Origin of the sequence: Gardnerella sp. DNF01144 (assembly GCF_049244245.1) — a bacterium.
Lineage (GTDB): Bacteria > Actinomycetota > Actinomycetes > Actinomycetales > Bifidobacteriaceae > Bifidobacterium > Bifidobacterium piotii.
Map to the genome: position 1 here is coordinate 1 of NZ_CP058390.1, position 21,571 is coordinate 21,571.

10 protein-coding genes and 1 tRNA gene are annotated in these 21,571 nt (G+C 44.1%); 9 read left to right on the plus strand and 2 right to left on the minus strand.

Going from position 1 to position 21,571, the window contains the following annotated elements; genetic code table 11:
- Positions 1-286: 286 nt before the first annotated feature.
- The 4 genes from HXT36_RS00005 (at position 287) to HXT36_RS00020 (ending at position 11,533) form a co-directional block, all read left to right on the plus strand.
- Positions 287-1,063 (plus strand): hypothetical protein, encoded by a 777-nt coding sequence (locus tag HXT36_RS00005; RefSeq protein ID WP_421778798.1) that lies wholly within the window; start codon positions 287-289, stop codon positions 1,061-1,063.
- A 434-nt stretch (positions 1,064-1,497) separates the two neighbouring features.
- A complete protein-coding gene (locus tag HXT36_RS00010) occupies positions 1,498-6,513 on the plus strand; it encodes a PD-(D/E)XK nuclease family protein (protein WP_421778799.1) in 5,016 nt (1,671 codons plus the stop codon).
- The gene (locus HXT36_RS00015) at positions 6,503-10,765 is read left to right on the plus strand and encodes a UvrD-helicase domain-containing protein (protein ID WP_421778800.1); all 4,263 of its coding nucleotides are present in this window, start codon (positions 6,503-6,505) and stop codon (positions 10,763-10,765) included. Before HXT36_RS00010 ends, HXT36_RS00015 begins: the two co-directional genes overlap by 11 nt.
- Positions 10,766-10,852: 87 nt before the next feature.
- Positions 10,853-11,533 (plus strand): GNAT family N-acetyltransferase, encoded by a 681-nt coding sequence (locus HXT36_RS00020; protein WP_421778801.1) that lies wholly within the window; start codon positions 10,853-10,855, stop codon positions 11,531-11,533.
- Here HXT36_RS00020 and HXT36_RS00025 read toward each other — a convergent pair whose 3' ends face one another.
- Positions 11,534-12,937: an MFS transporter gene (locus HXT36_RS00025; RefSeq protein ID WP_421778802.1), complete on the minus strand. Its 1,404-nt coding sequence runs from the start codon at positions 12,935-12,937 to the stop codon at positions 11,534-11,536.
- Between the two features lie 457 nt (positions 12,938-13,394).
- Between HXT36_RS00025 and HXT36_RS00030 the strand changes: the two genes are divergently transcribed.
- From HXT36_RS00030 to HXT36_RS00050, 5 genes are all read left to right on the plus strand, one after another.
- Positions 13,395-13,538, plus strand: a complete 144-nt coding sequence (locus tag HXT36_RS00030) for a hypothetical protein (protein WP_020973320.1) — start codon at positions 13,395-13,397, stop codon at positions 13,536-13,538.
- A gap of 194 nt (positions 13,539-13,732) precedes the next feature.
- Entirely contained in the window at positions 13,733-15,688 is a 1,956-nt protein-coding gene (locus HXT36_RS00035; RefSeq protein WP_421778803.1) for a ribonuclease J, read from the plus strand.
- Positions 15,689-15,803: 115 nt separating this feature from the next.
- Positions 15,804-18,416, plus strand: a complete 2,613-nt coding sequence (gene pepN, locus HXT36_RS00040; protein ID WP_421778804.1) for an aminopeptidase N — start codon at positions 15,804-15,806, stop codon at positions 18,414-18,416.
- A gap of 132 nt (positions 18,417-18,548) precedes the next feature.
- The gene (locus tag HXT36_RS00045) at positions 18,549-20,129 is read left to right on the plus strand and encodes an aminopeptidase P family protein (RefSeq protein ID WP_421779251.1); all 1,581 of its coding nucleotides are present in this window, start codon (positions 18,549-18,551) and stop codon (positions 20,127-20,129) included.
- A 298-nt stretch (positions 20,130-20,427) separates the two neighbouring features.
- Complete coding sequence (locus tag HXT36_RS00050) at positions 20,428-21,324, plus strand: carbohydrate kinase family protein (RefSeq protein ID WP_004132728.1); 897 nt, start codon at positions 20,428-20,430, stop codon at positions 21,322-21,324.
- 106 nt (positions 21,325-21,430) lie between these two features.
- Here HXT36_RS00050 and HXT36_RS00055 read toward each other — a convergent pair.
- Positions 21,431-21,504, minus strand: a tRNA-Ile gene (locus HXT36_RS00055).
- Positions 21,505-21,571: the final 67 nt, after the last annotated feature.

A 21,571-nucleotide genomic window follows, 5' to 3' on the forward strand; every position in this document is an offset into this window, starting at 1 on the left:
CGACACGCCGTAAATTCGGTACAAACGCACTACAAGGCAGGTCGTGTCGTTTGTGCGGGTTAGCTGCAGATTGTTTGGCATTATCTACAAAAATCGCCATTAAATTTTGCACGTTTTGCTATTTATAGATCGGAGTCAAGTATAGTAAATCTTATTTATGTAAAACGAAATGTGTTTATGTGAAAAATCGAAAAACATAAATAATCGAAAAACATAAATAATCGAAAAACATAAATAATCGAAGAACATAAATAAGAATTAAAACTTATTTGAAAGCGAGCTTAAAATGAGCGAAACACTAGTACTAACGCGCAAGGAGTACGTTACAAGAACCATAATTCGAGTTGTTGCAATAGTTTCATCCATTTACGGAATGGCAATGTCTTGGGATTCAATGGCGCTAACGTATTTTACGAATCTTTCTAACTTGATGATTTGCGCGGCGTTGCTCGGCTCGCTAATTTTAGACACGCGAAGTGCGCTTAAGTCTAAAAGCGATGAACAGGGTGAGAAGGATGAGCAAAGTGAGCAAACTGGCGACTGGGTGGATTCAAAGCCAAACGCATGGTACGTTTTTAAGTTTATGATGACGATTTCGATTGCCGTCACGTTTACGCTGTATCTGTGCTTTTTGGCTCCTACAAACAAGCTCGGATTTGTTGGCGCGTACATGAACAATGGGTGCTCAAGCTTATGTGTGCATTTTATAACGCCGTTGCTTGCGATTTTTGACTTTATTCTTTTTGATTACAAGTACAAGTCCAGCCGCGCGCACGTTTATTTTGCTACGATTCCGCCGCTCACTTACGTTGCGTACGCTGTTGCTCTAAGCGAGTTTGCTGGCGTGCGATGGGGAGAGCATGCTATGGCAGCGCCGTACAACTTTTTGAACTACAAAGCGCCTGCAGGATGGTTTGGTTTTGCTCCAAACACGTTTAATTCCACAACTCTTGGAGTTGGTGTTGTTTATTTGCTTGCCATTTTTACGCTGATTTTTATTGGCATTGGAATAGCATTTCTTGCGATTAAAAACGATCGCGCGACGACCTGCCTTCGAGCTTAGAGCGTAGCGCGAGAAGGCAATTCGGAGCGCTGAGCCGCTCAAGGCAGAAGCATTGCTTCTGCGCGGCGAAGACGTGAGCGCGGTTAATCCGCGCGAGCGACCTTCCGCGTTTTGTACCATTTTTGGGTCAAATTTGGTACAAAGTGCGGAATCAAGCGACACGACACGCGCGCGAATCTACTTGCATGGGCGCTTTGACTGAGCTTGAAATTGCATAGCGCATTTCAAGCTCCTTCAAAGCGTGATTTGGCTCAAACGTAAAGTCCAGTGGACTTTACGTGCGAACGACATGACCTGCCTTGTAGTGCGATTGTACTGGATTTTGGTGTTTTTTAATACAAACGCACTACATAAGTAGCACAAGGCAGGTGATCGTTAGCTCAGTCAAAGCGTAAACGCGGGAATAGCTCGCGCCAGTTGATAGAATTGTGTTTATGTGTACGGAAGAATCTGCGCTAACAGACGTTCAGTCGTTGCTAAATGGCACTCTTAAAAACGCGCATGAACGCAACACCAATGTTTTGCTTGTTTTTGGAGCACCAAACGATGGCAAGTCAAGTTTTGCGCTTAGCGCGTTGCTTTTGGGTTTGCGTTTTGATTGGAGCGTGGCATCTGATTCGCCTTGCTCGCTCAATAATCGCGCTGCGCAGCTTTTACTAAAAAACGCTATTCGTGGTGATATAGCTGTTGCTGCTGCTCAAAATCGCTCTACAGCTGCACGAATGTCGGATTACGTGATTCAAAACTTGGGTGTCTCGCATCAATCGCGCCCAGTTGGCACACTTTCCGCGCTTGCGTTTAGTTTGATTTCCGCGCGAAACAAGCTTTTTGGCATGCCTGCACCTAAGTTGCTTAATGGCGCTGAGCAAGATGCTCTTCTTCGCGAAGTTGTGCGCGTACACGTTAATCACGTTTTGCAAGGCGATAGTGGCAATTGCAAAGTTTGCGCTCTTTTTAGCGAGTATTTTGCTAGCGATTATTCCAAAGATTCTTCTAAAGATTCTTCTATTGATTCTTCTAAAAATTCTTGGATTTACACAATTTCTAAATTACAAAACGCGCAAAATAGCGAGGACTCGCATGATTCGCATGATTTTAGTGATTCGCTCGATTCTAATTACATCTCTAACATCTCTGTAAATAGCGCTTTTATTCACCAACTTCGAGATATGCTCGCGCGCTTAGACGAGATGGGCATTGTAAGCGATTTTGCGGAAAAAAATATGCTGAACAGTTTGGACTCGCAGCTTAGTGTTCAGTCGGATTTTGTATCGTCTATTATTGTTAGCCGCATTAGAACTCAATGGAATTTGGCTTTTGCTCTTAGAAGCGAGTATGCGGATTGCGTGCGCAAAAAGTATCCGAACGCTTTTAGGCTTGATTCTTCTAGGCTTTTGGCAAGTGGCGTTCAAATTTTGAACGATATTTTTAATAATTTACATTGCAATAGTGCTAATGAATCTTCGGCGGCTTGCGATTCTTCCCTTGAGTTTTACGCTCTTAAACTCTTCCTTCCGCACATGCTGGTTGTTGACGATTTTCACGATGTAACGCTTGCTGGTTTGGCTTTTCTTGAGTCGCTAGCGCGCTTGGGCGTGAGAATTGTTTTAACGGCAAATCCCGACGAATCCGTGCAATCCTTCCGCGGATCGTACCCAGATTACGTTATTGAATCAGCGCAAAATGGCGTTATGCAAGCTGCTGTTTCTAAAATTTGCGATTATAAGCTCGAAGGATTTGGCGAAGATTTTGCAAAACAGATATCGCAAGATGTAAAGTGCCAAGAATCGCATAATCTCCCTGATTTTCTAAACCATTCTAATCGCTCAATTTCGCTAAATCTCTTTTCTGCACGCGTTTCGCTTTCGATTGCTTCGCTTATGCCAACGCAAACGCCTATGGCTCGCAGAGCTTGGAAAATGGCCAATATTCAAGGTGCTTTTCCTATAGAAAAAATCGAATTAAATTCGCAAAAAACAGAAAATTCTTCGGTTTCTGGCGATTTGTACAGAACTCCTAGCCAAGAGATGGATTGCGTTATTTGGCAAATAAAGCGCGCTCATCTAGACAATAAGATTCCGTGGAAAAACATGGCCTTAATTGCGCACGATAATGCAACAGTTCGCGCGTTTGGCGAGCGTCTTAGAAAAGACGGAGTTCCTGTGCGCTACTCGAGCGTCACGCGCGCGCTTAGAGACGAGCCGTTTATTAAAGCGCTTTTTGCGATTATTGAGTTAGCGCAATTTAGCCAAAAAAGTGTTGACGATTTAGCAAAAAACGTGCATTCGGGCAATTACACGCTTTATTCGATTGCACATTTTGTTCGCTCTAGAATAAAGACCGTTTTGGAAAGTCCGCTTGTGGATTCTGGCGATTACAATTGCGCAGATTTGGCGGCTATTGATTCTCTTATGCGCTCAATTTGTTCGCTTAGCGAAGTGATTTCAAGCGCAAATGCAAATAGTGCTAATGCAAATAGCGCAAATGCAGATGGTGTAAATACAAACGGCACAAATTCGCCGTTGAGTAAGCTTATAGAGCAATGGGAAGTGCTTAGCAATCGCATTTTAAGTGCAAACGAGCCATCTGTAGCTACATCTGCAGTCCAAGGCACAAACGTTACGGTTGACAATCGCGTTTTTAACGCGCAACCAAACGCAAATAGTACGCAATTTAGCATTGAGTCGTGCTACATTTTGATTCTTAAGGCGTTTATTGACGGCTGCTCTTCGGTTGCTGGCGATTCTGGCGATTCTGGCGATTCTGGCAATTCTGACGATTCTGGTGATTTAGAAAACGAAGAGACTCAAGGCGTAAAATCTACAGAAATCTTTTCTGTTTTGCAAAAAATGCGCCCAAACAGTGTTCATACGCGTGCGTTGATGCGCGTGTTTAATATTGTGCTAAGACTTTCTAAAAACCTAAAAAATAACCTTGAAAAAGTTAAAAACAGCGGAGAAAATCAAGTTAGCTACGTTTTGAGTAAAGCTTGGAATCTTTGCAATTGCGCTAAAAAGTGGCAAATTCAAGCGCTTAGCAACAATGATGAAGGTCGCGCTGCAAACGATAGATTAGACGCTGCAATGAGGCTTTTTGAGTACGCGGATTCGTTCTCGTATACGGTTGCGCAAGGCCAGCAGATGCCCAATGGAGTCTCGGCTGGACCAACAATCGCGGAGTTTATTGATCAAGTTCGCCAAATGGAAATCGAAGCGGATTCGCTTGCAAGCGTGGCCCCTCTTCCAGACGCTGTGACTCTTACAACGCCTTCTGGTTCGGTTGGAAGAACGTGGGATTACGTGTGGATTCCAGCGGTTCAGCAGCGAGTTTGGCCAAATACGGCTGCTAGAAGCACTATGTTTGCTTCGGAAACGCTTGTTGATATTGTGCTAAATAGCAGGATTTTAAGTGGCAATGGCAATGGCGATGGCGAAAGTGGCGATAAATCCGATAGCAGCTATATTGACGATATAACGTACTTTTTTGACGCGTATTCTAAAAATCCTAATGGCATTTGCGTAAGCGATAAGCAAGCGATTTTTACTGGCGAACAGCGAAGCTTGCTAATGGCAATTACGCGCGCTCGCAAGCATCTTTGCATTAGCGCGGTGAATAGTGATGATTGCGTTCCTTCGGACTTTTTGTACTACTATTTGCCAGAGATTTATTGGAGAAATCAAGACGGAAGTTGTGACTACACAGATTTTTGTGGCGATTTTGCGGCGGTTGATGCCGATGCAAGAGGTCTTGTTTGCGCGTCTAGAATCACGCTTGCTAAACAGGAGTCTGGCTCTAATAATAGCGATAGTTTGGCGCAAAATCCTACGATTCAAGATGCGTTAAATGCGTTAAATCTGTTGAAAAACAACGGAGTTGATGCAGCAAATCCAGATAATTGGGATTTTATGCGTAAAAATTACGATTCTGAGATTGATTCTGAAACACAAGAATCGCAAGCAACCGCAAAGTTGCAAGAAGAGTTGCAAGAAGAATCGCCACTAAAGTCGCAAGAAAAATCGCAAGAAAAGTCACAAGAAAAATCCTCCACTAATAAAACTCTTGTAACTCTATCTCCTTCAATGGTAGATAAACTTTGGTCTTGCCCAGTTTGTTGCCTTTTGGAGAGTAAATTTGCGGGGCCTGCCGTAGGAAGTACTGCAGCACAATTTGGTACGCTTATTCACGAAACTGCAAGGTGGGCAAGTCAAGATGAGCATTTAGACAACGATTATTTGCGCAAAAACTACCCGCAGCTTCGAGCATTTGTTAGTGGGTTTGTTGGCGCTAGTGCGCAGGAATCTGCGGACTTTGATTTTTCGTTTGATTCGTTTAGCGCTTTGCAAAAAAAGGCGATTGATGACGTTGCAAATAAGATGATTGAGCATTATTATTCGATTTGCCCGAGTGATTCTAGTATTTCTAACGTAAAAGACCGCTACCGTTTTATAAAAAACGATTTGAATGTTCGCCGCGCGCTTTACACGATTGCTCAATATTTTGTAGGCTCGCTAAACGGGCAAAATTACCCGATTCTTGTGCAAAAAGACGAAGATGGTGTTGTAACAAAGATTCTGCCTGCACCAGAAAAGTCAAAAACAGCTAAACCGACTATTGCAGACGTTCCTTTGGGTAGTCTTGAGGAATCTTATTGCGAGTGCCAAATAAACGCCACTTTTGGCTTTGATGATATTCTAAACGCGTATAATCTTGCGACTAAAGCGCAAACAAGCTTGGAAGATCTTTATTCAATAATGGGATTTTTGGTAGGCGGATGGCCTAATGGCGGCTCATGTGATTTGCGCGTTAGAATCCAGGGGCGAATTGACCGCATGGAACTTAGAAAGTTAAACGACAACACGCAACAAATTCGCCTAATCGACTATAAAACAGGAAAAGTTCCTAAAACACAGCAAGTTTTTAATGATTTGCAACTTATTTGCTATCAATTGGGAATTGTTTTTTGCTCCGAAAACAACAAAGATTATGAGCAACTGCTAAAGCTTAAGCACACAAAAATCGCGCGAAGTGCGTTGTTCCACGTTGTGTACAAGGATTCTCCTGCGCAAGATAATGGTGTTGCGGAGAATATTTGTCAGCCTTCGCTGTTTGACGAAGATGGCTCGCTAAGCGCTAGTGAAATCATAAGTCGTTACAGATATTCTAATAATAATCGACTTTACGATCTTCCAAGCATTGATGAGCAAAATCCTGCGCAAGGCGTAAGTCAAAGTGCGTGGGCGGATTTTGTGAAATTGCCAATGCGCGCAAAATGGTCGCTTATGATGATATCTCGCGTATTTTTTGCCGCTGCTGCTGTTAAGTCAACAAGTTTTGCTGTAGAGCCAAAAGCGGATCATAAAAATTATTGTAGATGTTTAGACGTTTGCCCTGCGTGTGCGGAAAAAGTGGACACTGTTTACGAAGTGATTGAAGGTAAAAATGAGCAATAACAACGTTAGCGCCGTAAAATCCACGCCTAATAGTGGTCCAAGCTTAGAGCAAAAAAACGTTATAGAAGCGCCGATTAATCAAGACGTGCTAATAGTTGCTGGAGCTGGCAGCGGCAAAACGTACACTATGACTCGCCGCGTAATACATTTAATTAAAAGCAAAGTTCCGCCAGAGTCCATATTGGGTTTAACCTTTACAAATAAAGCTGCTGCGGAATTGCTAAGTCGCGTTTCGGCGGAGGTTAGTGCAAGCGGTGCAAATGGCGCAAATGGCGCAAAATCATTCTTAAAGCCAGAAGTTATGACGTACGACGCATTCTTTCAATCAATCGTAAGAAGATACGGGCTTTTGGTTGGCTTTAATCAAAACACAATGCCATTAAGCGATGCTGGCGCGATGGAAATCATAAAAAGTATAATCGGAAAATATTTAGATAATCCACAAAATAACGCTAAAAATTTAAGTAAGCTATACAATTTTGACACTTTGTGTGCGGATGTTATTAATCTTTGCGCCGAAATATCGTGCTCGATGATTGGAGTAGATAGTGTAGGCGCAACGTGCTCAAGCGTGCCTCAAGCTGTTCAAAAAATACGCGAGTGGAATAATGAGTTTGCAAAACACTTAAAAAACGTTATTGCAGATAGAAAAGTAGAATCGCCACTAAGCGCAAAAGCTCCAGCAATTCCAAAATACAAAAAAGTCAAAAAAACAGCTGGAATGAGTGAACAAGACGTGGAGAAAGCGTCTGCGGAAAAATTTAAGGATGCGTGTAAAAGTTACGAAAAATATTGGGATGATTCGTGCTTGCAATTTTGCATAAATCTATACAACGCGTGCCTAAAACGAGACATTTTGCTAGATCTTGTTTTGCAATTTGACGCCGAAAAAAAGCGCGTAAACATGGCGCAATTTAGCGATTTTACGATTGCAGCTTACTATTTGGTTACGCATTTTCCTTCGATTTGTGCGCAATACAGGAATCAATATTCGCAAGTTCTTTTAGATGAGTATCAAGATACTTCTACAACGCAAGCAATGCTTATAAATACGCTGTTTTATGGTAATGCTGCTGCAGAGGGGAATCGCACGCATGTTATGGCAGTAGGCGACCCGTTCCAAGCAATCTACTCGTTTAGAGGCGCTTCAACTGGAGCTTTTTGCAAGTTTGAACAAGACTTTAACATAAGCGCGCAAAACAAATATTCGCTAACTGTTACGCGCAGAAATTCGCTGTTTATACTAAAAGTTGCAAACGCGCTAACCGAGCCAATGCGCGTAGAAAATGGCGATACTTCAACGCAAAACGCAAGTCGTAGGTTTAGCAGCATTGACGATCGCGAAGTGCAAGTGGAAACTCTAAAGCCAAAAGAGGATGCGACAAATGGCACTGTTGGTGCGTTATTTATGCCAAATCAAGGCGAAGAAATTGATGCAGTTGTGCGATTCGCTAAGAAAATCGTTGAAAAATATGGCGAAAATCCGCTTGAGCCGCAACTTGCAATTCTTTTTAGAAGTAAAGCAAAAATGCCACAATATGCTCAAAAACTGGAGGATGCTGGGATTCGCACAAGCATAGTTGGCTACTCTTCGATTATTGAAAAGCCTGCTGTTAAAGATGTTTTGAGTTTGCTAAGAGTTGTTCAAGATCATAGCGATTCAAATTCGCTTATGCGTCTTCTTGCCACTCCTCGTTTTGCGCTATCTACCGCGGATTTGAGCACATTGGCATCAATCGCAAATAGTGCGAATACGGAATATCTTTACAACGTGTATGCTGCGGCTGGTCTTGTTGAGGAGGGATTGCCTAGAAGCCAGTGGGATTGTGCTGTTCGCAATCTTAGAAATAAGGCAAATAGTGGGGAAGTATCGGCGCAAGTCATAAATATTTATGGCGGAGTGTATTTAGCTGATTTGATTATGCGCGATTTTGGGGCGAGTGGCGCGAGTGGCGATTCTGGCGATTCTGGTAAGTCTGGTAAGTCTGCGGTTGCTGGCGATTTTTGCGATTATTGGGTTAGCCAAATGCGAGAAAAGCTGAGTGCGCATGCATTTGCTGCAGTAAGTCGACTTAGTAAAATCCTAAATAAAGTTGATCGCGTGCAAAGAAATTCGCTAACAAGCGTTATGCAATTGGCTGTTGAAGCGCTTAATGTAGACATTGATAGCGCTGTTGGAGCGGCCTTAAAATACAAGGATTTTAGCAATCAAACAATGCTTAACGACATGCACAATGTGCTAGATTCGCTAAACGCGATTGTAGAAACGTATGTGCAAGAGATGGGCGAGTGGCAAGATGTTAGTTTGCGCGGACTAATCAATTGGATTGACTCAGCAAAAACGCTTGATTTGCAAGCATCTGGAACAGAGCAAAATAGTGCGCAAGTTGTTTTAATGACAGTTCACCAATCAAAAGGTTTGCAATGGCCTGCAGTTGCTGTAGTTGGGCTAAACGAGGGCGCTTTTCCAAGCAATCAAGGCGATTCGCTAAAAGTTGATGATAATGGGCAAGCCAGCGCTCGCATACCGATTGAGTTTGCTGCAAGCGTGCCTTCTGCGTTGCGCGTGGATGCCAATATTTTGCCGCATTTTCCGCATACAGTAACGCGTGCCGAGGCAATGCACCCAGAAAAAGCAATGCAAGACTTGGATAGTGTGCAAAAGATTTTTGACGAGATTAAGCCAGATAGAATCAAAACTTTGTGTGATTTTGCGCAGGCTGTTCAAGAGGTGGATGCTTGCGATTCTTCGGATTCTGGCGATTTTTTGAGCGAAGAAACTCGCCGTGTGTATAATGCGTATAAATCCCAGCAAAGCGTTGATTTTATGCCATTTACGCAAAGTGAGGAGCGCGGAATCCAGCTTCACATGGACGAGCGCCACCTTATGTACGTTGCTCTTACGCGCGCAAAGTTTGCAGCGCTTTTAACTGGTTCAGCAAATTCTGGAGATTCGGAAGAAAATGGGCGAAAGCGTGCAGCTTCGGTGTTTCTTAAGGAGTCGATGGAAGCTATAAAGTCGCTTAATGGTGTGATTGAAGTTAAAAGATGCGAGGCGGAAAATTCTGGCGATTCCAATGATTCTGGCGATTCCAGCGAAGACGTTTTTGGCCTTATTGCAGGCGATTTTGCGGGTGAGCTTTCTAAAGAGTTTGGAAAAATTAAAGTTCAAAGCGATTCGCGTGCTAAAGAAAGCGTGCTTGAATGGCCTTGTGCTTTGAGTGAAGATGTAGAAAATGCGCTTCAAGAATCTGCAAAGCTTGTTAAGAGTGAAGATTTTAATGGCGATTTTAGTGGCGATGCCGATGGCAAATCTTCCTTAATATCTTCTCAAAAATCTCTTTATTCACGCGCAAAAGCGTTTGTTCAAGATGCCGATTTAACTGCGCAAAATGCTGGCGATTATTCACTAGAAGACTTGGCAAAAAAGGTGGAAAAGATTTCCAACGGATCTAGGCTTAATGTAACATCTTTGCAAAAAATAAGCAAAGTTGCGCCTGATGTAAACGGAGCAAATTCCACAAACGCAAACGCAAACTCTAGCTCGCGCGCAAACGATCGAATTTACAACAATCTATTGGCTTGCATTCGCCCAATTCCGTCCGTTTCGTCGATGGATGCAAATCTCGGTACAAAATTCCACGCGTGGGCGCAGCAATTTGTAGATTCGGCAGTGTCTTCTAGTGCATCCGAGTGCGCTAAGTGGCGTACTATTGTAAAAAATGGCACTTTGTTAGATGAGCAATTTATTCCTCAAGATCGCAAAGATTTGATTTACGAGTTTAATCAAAGTCGCAAGAATGCGTACTTTGCTAATGATTTGGCCAAATCTCAAGACGCTCAACTAGACGAATGGAAGCAACGGCTTATAGAATCGCGTTGGGCAAAACGAGTGCCGCTTGCTGCAGAAATGCCGATTTTAATGCAAGTCGATAATACGGAGTTTGCAAATAGAATTATTAACGGCACTTTGGATGCTGTTTTTGCAGGAGGATTAGACGCTAACGACGAATCAAAACTCTACACAATCGTTGACTGGAAGACGGGTAAGCGGCCAAAAAGCGCGGAAGATATTCGCTTAAAACTCGAGCAGCTTGACTGGTATAGGCTACTGCTTGCGCGCGCAACAAACGTTGATTTAAGATGCATTGACGCCACTCTTTACTACGTTAGCGAGGCGAGTGCGGAAAATCGCGAGATTCACGCGCTGAGCAAAACTCGTGACGAGATTTTGAGCGAGGCGTCTTTTTAGAATCAACATTTTTGATAATCTAAAAGTAGGGCATAAGCCGATTTAAGTTAGTAAAAGTAAAGTTAGTAAAAGTAAAAGAAGGACAAAATGACGGTTGAGTTTCGTCCAGTTAAAATTAACGACATTGACGCAATCGTAGAAGAATACGAGCGCACATGGGGAATTGCGAATGCTGTTGGAGCAGACGCTTCGCGCAATCTTTCTAGGCGATTCGTGCTGCACTATTTGGAGCCTTCTACTTACGGAACTGTTGCAACAATAAACGGCAAATTTATGGGGCTGCTGCTTGCACGCGTGTACGGAGATAAAGTGCTGTTTAAGCAAGTGCAGAAGATGCTAGAAGAGCAAGAAGCAAAGATGTCTAGCAAAGGCGATTCTTCGCACGCAAAAGCGTTGGATTCTGCGATTGGCATGGGCCAGATTGAGCGCAAGTTAGAGGCGATGAGCCATATTAACGACTTGACTCAGGCAGAGTTGGAGCTTTTTATTGTTTCTCCAGACGCTCGCGGGCACGGAGTCGGCGGCGGATTGTGGAAGCGCACAATGCAACATTTGCGCAGCCGCGGAGTGAACCGCTACTTTTTGCACACAGACACGGCTTGCGATGTTAGTTTCTACGATTATCACGGGCTTAGGCGAGATGCTACGTGGGCTAAAAAAGATCACGAAAAGTATGCGGATCGCGTAAAAGACCTTGTTGAGGACTTGTACATATATTCGGGCGAGCCGTTTGTAAACCGCACAAAACGCACGCATCAATCGCGTTGATTAATCGCGCTTGCGCGTTACAATAATCCACCCAATTGACGCGATTGGAATCGCAACAAGCGTAGAAATCCACGGAACCATCATTCCGCCGCGCGAACTCCAAGCGTCAATCGCAAATCCCGCAACCATGGATCCAAGCGATGCGCCAGTAGCCGATGCTGTTGGCAGCCACGATAATCCTTCGGTAAGCGAATGCTCTGGAATCGTATCTTTAACAATAAGGTTTCCAGTTGCAAAAATCGGCGAAACGCATAGTCCACTTAAAAGCTCAAAAATGCTTAGAAGTATAAGCCTATCTATGTTAATGTTCATAAGAATAAATCCAACAGTAAGCAGGCTTAGAAATACGATTAGGTGAGACCAATTAGATCCGCGGAATTTGTGCGAGCCAAAAATAACAGCTCCAACTAAAGACCCGCACGCAAACAGCGCAAGTTGCAAGCCGATCAGTTTGTCTAATCCTTGCGCGCGCATTGCTGCTGTAACGGATACGTCAAAAGCACTAAAGCTCATGTTAAAAACAAGGAACATAATAACAAGCGGTATGATTCCGCGGTAAAGAAGCACGTTTTTTGGCTTGTTTTTGCGATTTGCATTTCTTAGTTGTTTTAGCGAAAGCTTGTCTCTAAGATTTTTTGCGATTATTTTCTTGCCATTTTTTGACGAGTCTTCCGCCGAGTCTTCCGATGTGCGGTAAGGGCCATTTTCCAGCGCGACTCGCACATCTTCATCATTCGCGGGTGCGCTTTCTACTTGCACAATTTTAACAACCGCAGGTTGCGTGTTTTTAAGTGACAAGAACCATGCTCCGCCTAGTCCGCTTGCCAAAACTGGCACAAAAAGCTGCGATACAGGGTGAACGCTAGTGGCAAGCCACGCTGCAAGAATTGGCCCGAATATAAACACAATCTCGTCAATTCCAGATTCCAGCGCGTATGCAACGTTTAGTAGCGTGTCGTCACTTTGATTTTTAAGCGTGTATGCCCAGCGAGTTCTAACAAGCGCGCCGAACGCAAATTGTGTAACTCCCATTAAAATTGCAAGCGCAAACAGTATTGGCAAAGGTATGTGGAAAAGTGCGGCGGTTGCAAACGACAGCATGCAAACAACTTGCGCACTTAGGGCGATTACACCCACTTTTCGCTGGCCGAATCTATCAAAAAGCTTTGCATATAATGGCGTTACGGCTGCTTGCGATAGCACGTATGCGGCGCTCATAGTGCCTGCAATTGTCCAATTATTATAGATGTGGTTTAATGCCAGAACAATTCCTAAGCCCATCATCGAAATAGGCAGCCTTGCTATTGCTCCAGATATGCAAAACGCTCGTGTTCCTTCAAAAGAGAACAATCTTACGTAGTTTGACATAGGCGAAGACTTTGGCTGCGCCGATTTCGATGACATATTCACTTCCCTTAAATTTGTACGCGCTTAACATGTTTAACTTGATTAACATGATTGATTTTTGAGTGTCTTTCTAGTCTACATTATGGCGTCAAAGTTTGCCGATGTTGTTTTGTTTTTTCCCGACTTTGTACGTGATTTGGGTGGAATGTGGTACAAAGTGCGTTAATTGGTTTCGCTTTTTGTACGTGTTTTAGGTCAAATTTGGTACAAAGTGCGTCAATTGGTTCCGCTTTTTGTACGTGATTTAGGTCAAATGTGGTACAAAGTGCGTTAATTGGTTCCGCTTTTTGTACGTGATTTAGGTCAAATGTGGTACAAAATGCGGAAAAGTTTTCCGCAGATTAGTTGCGTTATTGCAATGTGATTGTTTTTACGATTGTTTTTGTGACTATCTTTTGAAGAAAAGTATTGTAGAATTGTGTTATAGATTTCAAACAAACTGGGAAGGCAAGAAATGTTTGGTTCACTTATTTGCTCGGCAGCTGGATTCGCTAACACTCAATCGGGTTCTGCAATACTTGGCTCCATGATTTTTGCAATCGTGGTTGTTCTTGTTGGTATTGGAATTAAGATTTGGAAAAAATACGGCAAGCATTAGAGTATTAGAGTGCTAGAGCACTAGATTTAGCTTAATATTTTTGACTTTCATTTTTCGCGGCATTTTTGTTGGCATTTTAAGACAGCCTTGTAAGGCAGCCTTTTAAGACGGTATTTTTGTGATTGCCATTTTTTGTTGACGCGCGAAGTCGCAGTTTTGTAAATCCGTTGAGGCTTAACGCTACAATAGAGCAGATGAGTGATACAACGACGCAATCGACGGATAAGATTCTTGCAGAGATTGTAGACTCTGTAAAAATTCCTCAATCCCCAGATATAAACAATAAAAAGTCAATAAAAACTGTGAAAAAAGAAAATAAAACTACAAATAAAAATACAAAAACTAAAAAAACTAAAGACTCTGAATCGAATAAGGTGAGTAGGGCATCTAAAGGATTTAAGTCTCCTAAAAGCTCTAAAGCCACTTACAATGCGCTTCCGCCAGTTGTAAACGATCAGCGAGAGGGCGCGCTTGTTGCGCCTCCAAAGTATCGCAAGGGGTCAATGCGAATCGTTCCGCTTGGCGGCTTGGGTGAAATTGGTCGAAATATGAACGTTATTGAATATAACGGCCATATTTTGCTTATAGATTGTGGTGTTTTGTTCCCAGAAGAAGAGCAGCCAGGCGTGGATCTGATTTTGCCAGACTTCCACTACATTCAAAACAGACTAGATAAAGTAGACGCGCTAGTTTTAACTCACGGCCACGAAGACCACATTGGCGGCGTGCCGTATTTGCTTAAAATGCGCCCAGATATTCCGCTAATCGGGTCTAAGCTCACTCTTGCGTTTGTTGAAGCAAAGTGCGAAGAACACAAGATTAAGCCAAAAACAATTCAAGTAGAAGGCCGATCAAAGCTAAAAGTTGGCCCATACAATTTGGAGTTTATTAGCGTAACGCACTCGATTCCAGACGCTCTTGCTGTATGCGTAAAAACTCCTGCTGGAACGATTATAGATACGGGAGATATTAAGCTAGATCAGCTTCCATTAGACCATAGAATCACCGATTTGGTTGAATTTGGAAAGCTTGGCGAGCAAGGAATTGACCTATTGATGGCAGACTCCACAAACGCCGAGGTTCCAGGCTTTGTTAAGCCAGAAACTTCGATTGGCCCAGCTTTGAATCAAGCGTTTGCTAACGCTTCGCGCAAGATAATCGTAGCAAGCTTCTCTAGCCACGTTCATCGCGTTCAGCAAGTGGTAGATGCTGCGCACAAGTATGGCAGAAAAGTGGTGTTTGTTGGGCGATCAATGGTTAGAAATATGTCTATTGCGGCCGATCTTGGCTACTTGCATATTCCAGAAAACACTGTTGTAGATCTAAAGCAAGCAAAAGATATTCAAGACGACAAGCTTGTTTATATGTGCACAGGATCTCAAGGCGAGCCGATGGCAGCACTTGGGCGAATCGCAGACGGAATACACAAAGATATTACAGTTAACGAGTTTGATACCGTTATTCTTGCAAGCTCTTTAATTCCAGGAAACGAGCACGAAGTTTATAAGGTTATTAACAAGCTTGTGCAAATGGGCGCTCGCGTAATCAACAAAGACAATGCTGCAATTCACGTTTCTGGTCATTGCAATGAGGGCGAGTTGCTCTATTTGTACAACATTGTTAAGCCAAAGTGCGCTATGCCAATTCACGGAGAACACAGGCATCTTGTTGCAAACGGTTTGATTGCTGTTAAAACGGGCGTGGACCCTAAGAATGTTGTTTTGGCAGAAGATGGCGATGTTGTGGACTTGTACCACGGAAATGCCGCTGTTGTTGGCTCTGTTCCATGCGGATACGTGTATGTTGACGGCGATTCCGTTGGCGAGCTTACAGACGAGGAGCTGGAAAAGCGCAGAATCCTTGGCGCAGAAGGCTTTGTGTCTAGTTTTGTAGTTGTAAATACAGATAGCGCAGATGTTGTAGCAGGTCCAAAGATTTACTTGAATGCTGTTGCAGAAGACGAGTCTGATTTTGAAAAAGTTCGATCTCAGATTGTTTTCCAGCTTCAAGATGCCATGATGCACGGCGAGAAAGACACGCACAAGTTGCAGCAGATTATGCGCAGAACGCTTGGAAGTTGGATTGCGCGCGCGTTGCGTAGAAAGCCAATGATTGTGCCAGTTGTTGCGGATCTTGCGCAAAAGGATTAGTCAAGTGATTAGTCAAGGACTAGTCAAGCGATAAGAGCCACGTAAAAATCATAAATAAAGTAAAATCACCATAAATACACAAGTAAATACACAATAAACACAAAAGGAAGTTAATATGCCAGGAGCAAATCTGACTCGCGTAGAAGCTGCGGAACGTTTTAGCGCTATCCAAATGCCAATTCACTACACTGTTGCACTTGATTTAGGCAAGGGTGGCAGCGATTTTAAGTCGCACACAAAAATTGAGTTTGGCGCAAAAGTTGGTGGAACAAGCTTCCTTGATTTGATTGCAAACAGCGTTGAATCCGTTGCGCTTAATGGCGTTTCTCTTGACGTTTCTAAGGTTTTTGCAGATAGCCGTATCGAGCTTGCCAATTTGCTTGAGCATAACACCGTAGAAGTCGTAGCAAATTGCCAATATTCCAACACGGGCGAGGGCTTGCACAGAAGCGTTGATCCTTCCGACGGCAACGTTTACCTTTACACGCAATTTGAGGTTCCAGACGCTCGCCGAGTTTATGCAGTGTTTGACCAGCCAGATTTGAAGGCTGTTTTTGACTTTAGTGTAGATGCTCCAGAAAGTTGGATTGTTACTTCCAACATGCCAGTCGCCAGCGAAACTGCGATTGAAGGTCGTGAAACTGAAGACGGCACTTTGGAAAATGGTGTTGTAGAAGGCATGAAGCGCTGGGTATTCGAGTCAACTCCAAAAATGAGCTCCTACTTAACTGCGATTTGCGCAGGCCCTTACGCGCAGTGGCATACGTCTTATAACAACGAGGACGGTCGCGTAGTTCCAATGGCAATGTACTGCCGTCAGGCGCTTAAAGACGCGTTTGCAAAAGACGTTGACTACTTGTTTGATATTACAAAGAAGGGCTTTGCTTTCTACGCTAAGACTTGGGGAGTGCCATATCCGTACGCAAAGTACGATCAGATTTACGTGCCAGAATACAACGCTGGAGCTATGGAAAACATTGGTATGGTTACAATTCGCGACCAATACGTGTTTGAGTCCAAAGTTACAGACGCTTATGCTGAGCGCCGCGTTGTAACAGTTTTGCACGAGCTTGCACACATGTGGTTCGGCGACTACGTAACTATGAAGTGGTGGAACGATCTTTGGCTCAACGAGTCTTTTGCTGAGTTTACGTCTACGCTTGCAACGGCTGAAGCAACCGAATGGCACGACGCTTGGAGCACGTTTAATTCTGGCGAAAAGAGTTGGGCGCTTAATCAAGATCAGCTTCCAACAACGCATCCAATCGTGGCTCCAATCAACGATTTGAACGACACTTCCGTTAACTTCGACGGCATTACTTACGCAAAGGGCGCTTCTGTTTTGAAGCAACTTGTAGCATATGTTGGCCGCGAAAAGTTCTTTGAAGGAATTCACAACTATTTGAGCAAGCACGCTTATAGTAACGCAACTTTGGCTGATTTGTTGCACGAGTTGGAGCTTACAAGCGGACGCGATCTTAAGTCTTGGAGTGCGCAATGGCTTGAAAAGGCTGGAATTAACACGATTTCTACAGAAGTTGAAGAAGCTAGCGACGGCACTATTGCTTCTTTGCGTTTGCGTCAGAGCGCCCCAGTTGAGCATCCTGTTCTTCGCGCACACCGCTTGGCTGTTGGATTCTACAATGTGGACGAAGCAAGTGGCGAAATTGTGCGCACAAAGCGAATCGAACTAGATGTTGATGGCGAAGTGACGGAAGTGGCGGAAGCGCGCGGATTGCAAAGGCCAGCGCTTATTCTTGTAAACGACGACGACTTGACTTACACAAAGCTACGCTTTGACGAAAAGTCGCTTGAATTTGCTGCAGAAAATCTCTACCGCTTTAAGGATTCTTTGACGCGCTCGCTTATTTGGCTCGCATTGTGGGATATGACTCGCGACGCAGAATTCCCAGCAGAGCGCTTTGTGGAACTTAGCCTTAAGGCCTTGGCAACAGAGCACGAATCAACTACTTTCCGCTATGCTCTTGGTCAAGTAAAGGTAACTGCAAGCCACTATGTTGTGCCTGAGCGCCAAGCGCAAGTTGCAAAGCATGTTGCTCACGAACTCTGGCAGTTGGCTTTGGCGGCTAACGCAGGCTCTGACGAACAGTTCCAGTTGCTAAAGGCTTATCTTGGATACGGCGAAGTTGGAGATAGTGAGTTTGTGCAAATCGCTAATGGATTGCTTGACGGTTCTGTGCGCTTAGAAGGCTTGGAAATCGACAACGACTTGCGCTGGAGCATTCTTATTGCGCTCGCAGGCGTAAATGCTTTGGACGAAGCTGGAATTGATGCGGAACTCGCTAAGCGCGATACTACCGAGAATCGTGAATACGCATACCAGGCTCGTGCGGCTCGCTCAACTGCAGAAGCTAAGGATTGGGCTTTTGAACAGGCTTTGCGCAATCTTGATTTGACTAATATGCAAATGGGTGCTGTTGTTGCTGGATTTGCAAGCACTGCTAAAGGTGATTTGGTTAAGCCTTATGTTGAACGCTACTTTGCGGAAGTTGAGTGGATTTGGAAGAATCGCACATTCCACATGGCGGAAACTTTGATTGAAGGCTTGTATCCAAATTATGCGGATGTAGACGAGTTGGTTGAGCGCGGGCAAAGCTGGCTTGATGAGCATAAGGATGCCGACCTTGCTTTGCGTCGTATGGTGCTCGGCAAGCTTGATTCTTCTCGCCGTACGCTTAAAGTGCAGCATTACAACGCTTCGCTCTAGTTTTTTGCAATCAAATAGCAATTTTCAATGTACATTCCTAATAAGAAAATAGGGAAATGTAGATTGAATCTAAGTTGATTAAGATTAAGTTGATTAAGATTAAAATCAAGGAGTCGCAAGATGGCAGAAGATATGCATCAATCAACACCAACAATACATGGAGAGCAACTAAACGCGGATGGCACGCAAAAAGCACAAGACCGCGTAAACAATCGATCTTTGCGACCAAACAGCGATTCCTTTAAAGAGTTTATGACTAGCGGCTGGGATAACCAGGAGCCTCAAATCGAACCGCTTGAATCGTCGAAATACACACCAGCGCGTCTAGAGGCTCTTGGCAAGCGATTCCCAGGCGAGCGCCTTGTTATTCCAGCAGGCCAGCCAAAAGTGCGCAATAACGATTGTGACTACGCTTTTAGGCCAGACACAACTTTCGCATACTACACTGGCTTGGGCCAGGATTACGAGGCAGGCGCTGTTCTTGTGCTTGAGCCAGTGCAAGCAGGAAGCGATGAGGAAGCGGCTGGCAAAACTCACATTCCGCAGCTTTTTGTGGCTCCTCGCGCAGACAATAGCACTGCAGCATTCTACAAAGATCCGCATTACGGCGAATACTGGGTTGGCCCTCGCGCAGGACTTAAAGAGCTTAAGGCTATGACTGGCATTGAAACGCGCGATATTGCCGAGCTTGACGACGCAATTGCAAAAAACGTTAGCGACGATAATAGCGCTGCAGAAAGCGTGCGCGTGCGAATTGTGCGCGAGTCGGATGCTGATTTAACTGCGCGCGTAGATGCTTTAAGAGAAGCGAGCGGATTTAGCGACGAAGATGCAAATATTGCTGCAGACGATAAGTTGCACGAAGTAGCAGCCGAAGCGCGAATGCTTAAAGATGCCTACGAGATTGGCGAAATGCGCAAAGCTGTTGCTGCTACAAAGTTAGGCTTTGACCGCATGCTTACGCGTTTGCCTCAAGCTTTGGGCAAGGAGCATTCTGAACGCATGATTGAAGGCGCTTTTAACTCCGTTGCTCGAGAAGTTGGAAACGAAGTTGGCTACGATACAATTGTTGCTTCTGGCAAGCACGCTCCAATTTTGCACTGGATGCGCAACACGGGCGTGGTTTCTAGCGGCGAACTTTTGCTTATTGACGCAGGCGTGGAAGTCAACAGCCTTTACACAGCAGATATTACGCGAACTTTCCCAACCAATGGCAAGTTTACGGATTTGCAAAAGAAGCTTTACCAGTGCGTTCTCGACGCTCAGCAAGCTGGTTTTGAGGCTGCTAAGCCAGGTGCTACCTACAGCGATATTCACCACGCTTGTATGCGCGTGCTTGCGGAGCATTTGCACGAGTGGGGCATTCTAAAGGTTAGTGTTGAGGAATCGCTTTCGCCGCAAGGTCAGCAGCATCGTCGCTGGCATGCGTGTGGTGTTGCTCACCACTTGGGTCTAGATGTTCACGATTGCGCTCAAGCTCGCTACGAGGCTTATCAGGGTGCGAAGATTACTCCAGGAATGATTTTTACAATCGAACCTGGCTTGTACTTTGCTGCCAATGATCTTATGCTTCCGCCAGAAATGCGCGGAATCGGAATCCGCATTGAGGATGATGTTTTGATGACGGAGAATGGTCCTGAGTGGCTTTCTATCGATATTCCTAAGCAAATCGAAGATGTTGAAGCTTGGATGGCTCAGCGCGCTGCTAAATAGTGTGCTGCTATCTAAACGGATTGTCTAGGATTGTCTAGGATTATCTAGGATTATTTAGAATCATCTAAGACTATCTAAATTAATTATCTAATCTTTACGCAATAATGTTGTTATAGCACTTAGTTGTTATAACAACATTACTTTATTGCGGCTTATGTGGCTTGTGTGCTGCATAAGCTTTATATGTTTCATGCGTTTTATACATTTATGTGTTTTATGCATTTATGTGACTTGTTGCAATAAAGATGTTGATTAACGAGTCGCAGCCAAAATCATCGATACTCTCGAAAGGAATACAATGACTAAGCCAATCGTTCTTTCACTTGGAGAACTACTGTGGGATTTGCTTCCCCAAGGAAAACGAGTTGGAGGTGCTCCAGCGAATTTTGCGTATCACGCGCAATGTAATGGTGCAGAAAGCTACGTTATTAGTGCTGTTGGAGAAGATTCTCTTGGCAATGAACTTGTTGAAGAAGTTGAAAAAGCAGGAATTAAGCACGTTATTCAGCGCAATGCTTGGCCAACTAGTACGGTAGATGTTTCGCTTAGAAATGGCATTCCAGAGTACACGATTGTGCGAAACATTGCGTGGGATCATATTGTTTATACGCGCGAACTTGTGGATCTTGTTAGCAAAGCAGACGCGATTTGCTTTGGAACTCTTAGCTTAAGATCGCAAGAAACGCACGATACTGTTTTGGAGCTTTTAAAGCACGCAAAGCCAAACGCTATGAAGTTCTTCGACATAAACATTCGTAGCGATCATTATTCAAAGGATTTGATTGACGCTCTTCTTAAAGAGGCAACTGTTTTTAAGCTTAACGATTCCGAGCTGCTTCTTCTTAGAGATATGTTCAATATTCGCGAAACTTCCGACAATGAGGCTTGCAAATGGTTCCAGGCTCGCTATGGTTTGGATTATGTGATTTTGACTGGCGGATCTACTTTTAGCGCAATCTTTACTAAGAATGGCGAAAGCTCTACCTACCCAACTCCTCATGTGGAAGTTAACGACACGGTTGGTGCTGGAGACTCATTCTCTGGCACGTTTACTGCAAGGATTTTAGCTGGCGATTCGCTTAAAGACGCGCATCGTGCTGCAATCAACACTGCTGCGTACGTTTGCACTCAAGCAGGAGCGTGGCCAGAGTACCCGAGCGAAATCCCAGACTATCTTTCTAAAGCAGGGCTATAGGCTGCAAAGAATATAAATAAAAGCTCCAACTTGTAAGATTAATTAGTTAATTCCTAGAATCAAACGAGTTGAAGCTTTTTTATACGCCATTAAGGCGATCATTTAGTGGGGCCTCAGGGGCTTGAACCCTGGACCGACGGATTATGAGTCCGTTGCTCTAACCGACTGAGCTAAAGCCCCACGCTAACAAAGTTAGCAACGACTAGATTAGCACACACCCATAAACGTTTAACACGCTGTTTAACAC

Excerpts from the sequence above, each read along its gene's own strand:
- HXT36_RS00025 (WP_421778802.1), bottom strand. The coding sequence starts at position 12,937 with ATGTCATCGAAATCGGCGCAGCCAAAGTCTTCGCCTATGTCAAACTAC.
- HXT36_RS00010 (WP_421778799.1), top strand. The coding sequence starts at position 1,498 with ATGTGTACGGAAGAATCTGCGCTAACAGACGTTCAGTCGTTGCTAAAT.
- HXT36_RS00045 (WP_421779251.1), top strand. The coding sequence starts at position 18,549 with ATGCATCAATCAACACCAACAATACATGGAGAGCAACTAAACGCGGAT.
- HXT36_RS00005 (WP_421778798.1), top strand. The coding sequence starts at position 287 with ATGAGCGAAACACTAGTACTAACGCGCAAGGAGTACGTTACAAGAACC.
- pepN (WP_421778804.1), top strand. The coding sequence starts at position 15,804 with ATGCCAGGAGCAAATCTGACTCGCGTAGAAGCTGCGGAACGTTTTAGC.
- HXT36_RS00015 (WP_421778800.1), top strand. The coding sequence starts at position 6,503 with ATGAGCAATAACAACGTTAGCGCCGTAAAATCCACGCCTAATAGTGGT.
- HXT36_RS00030 (WP_020973320.1), top strand. The coding sequence starts at position 13,395 with ATGTTTGGTTCACTTATTTGCTCGGCAGCTGGATTCGCTAACACTCAA.
- HXT36_RS00020 (WP_421778801.1), top strand. The coding sequence starts at position 10,853 with ATGACGGTTGAGTTTCGTCCAGTTAAAATTAACGACATTGACGCAATC.
- HXT36_RS00050 (WP_004132728.1), top strand. The coding sequence starts at position 20,428 with ATGACTAAGCCAATCGTTCTTTCACTTGGAGAACTACTGTGGGATTTG.
- HXT36_RS00035 (WP_421778803.1), top strand. The coding sequence starts at position 13,733 with ATGAGTGATACAACGACGCAATCGACGGATAAGATTCTTGCAGAGATT.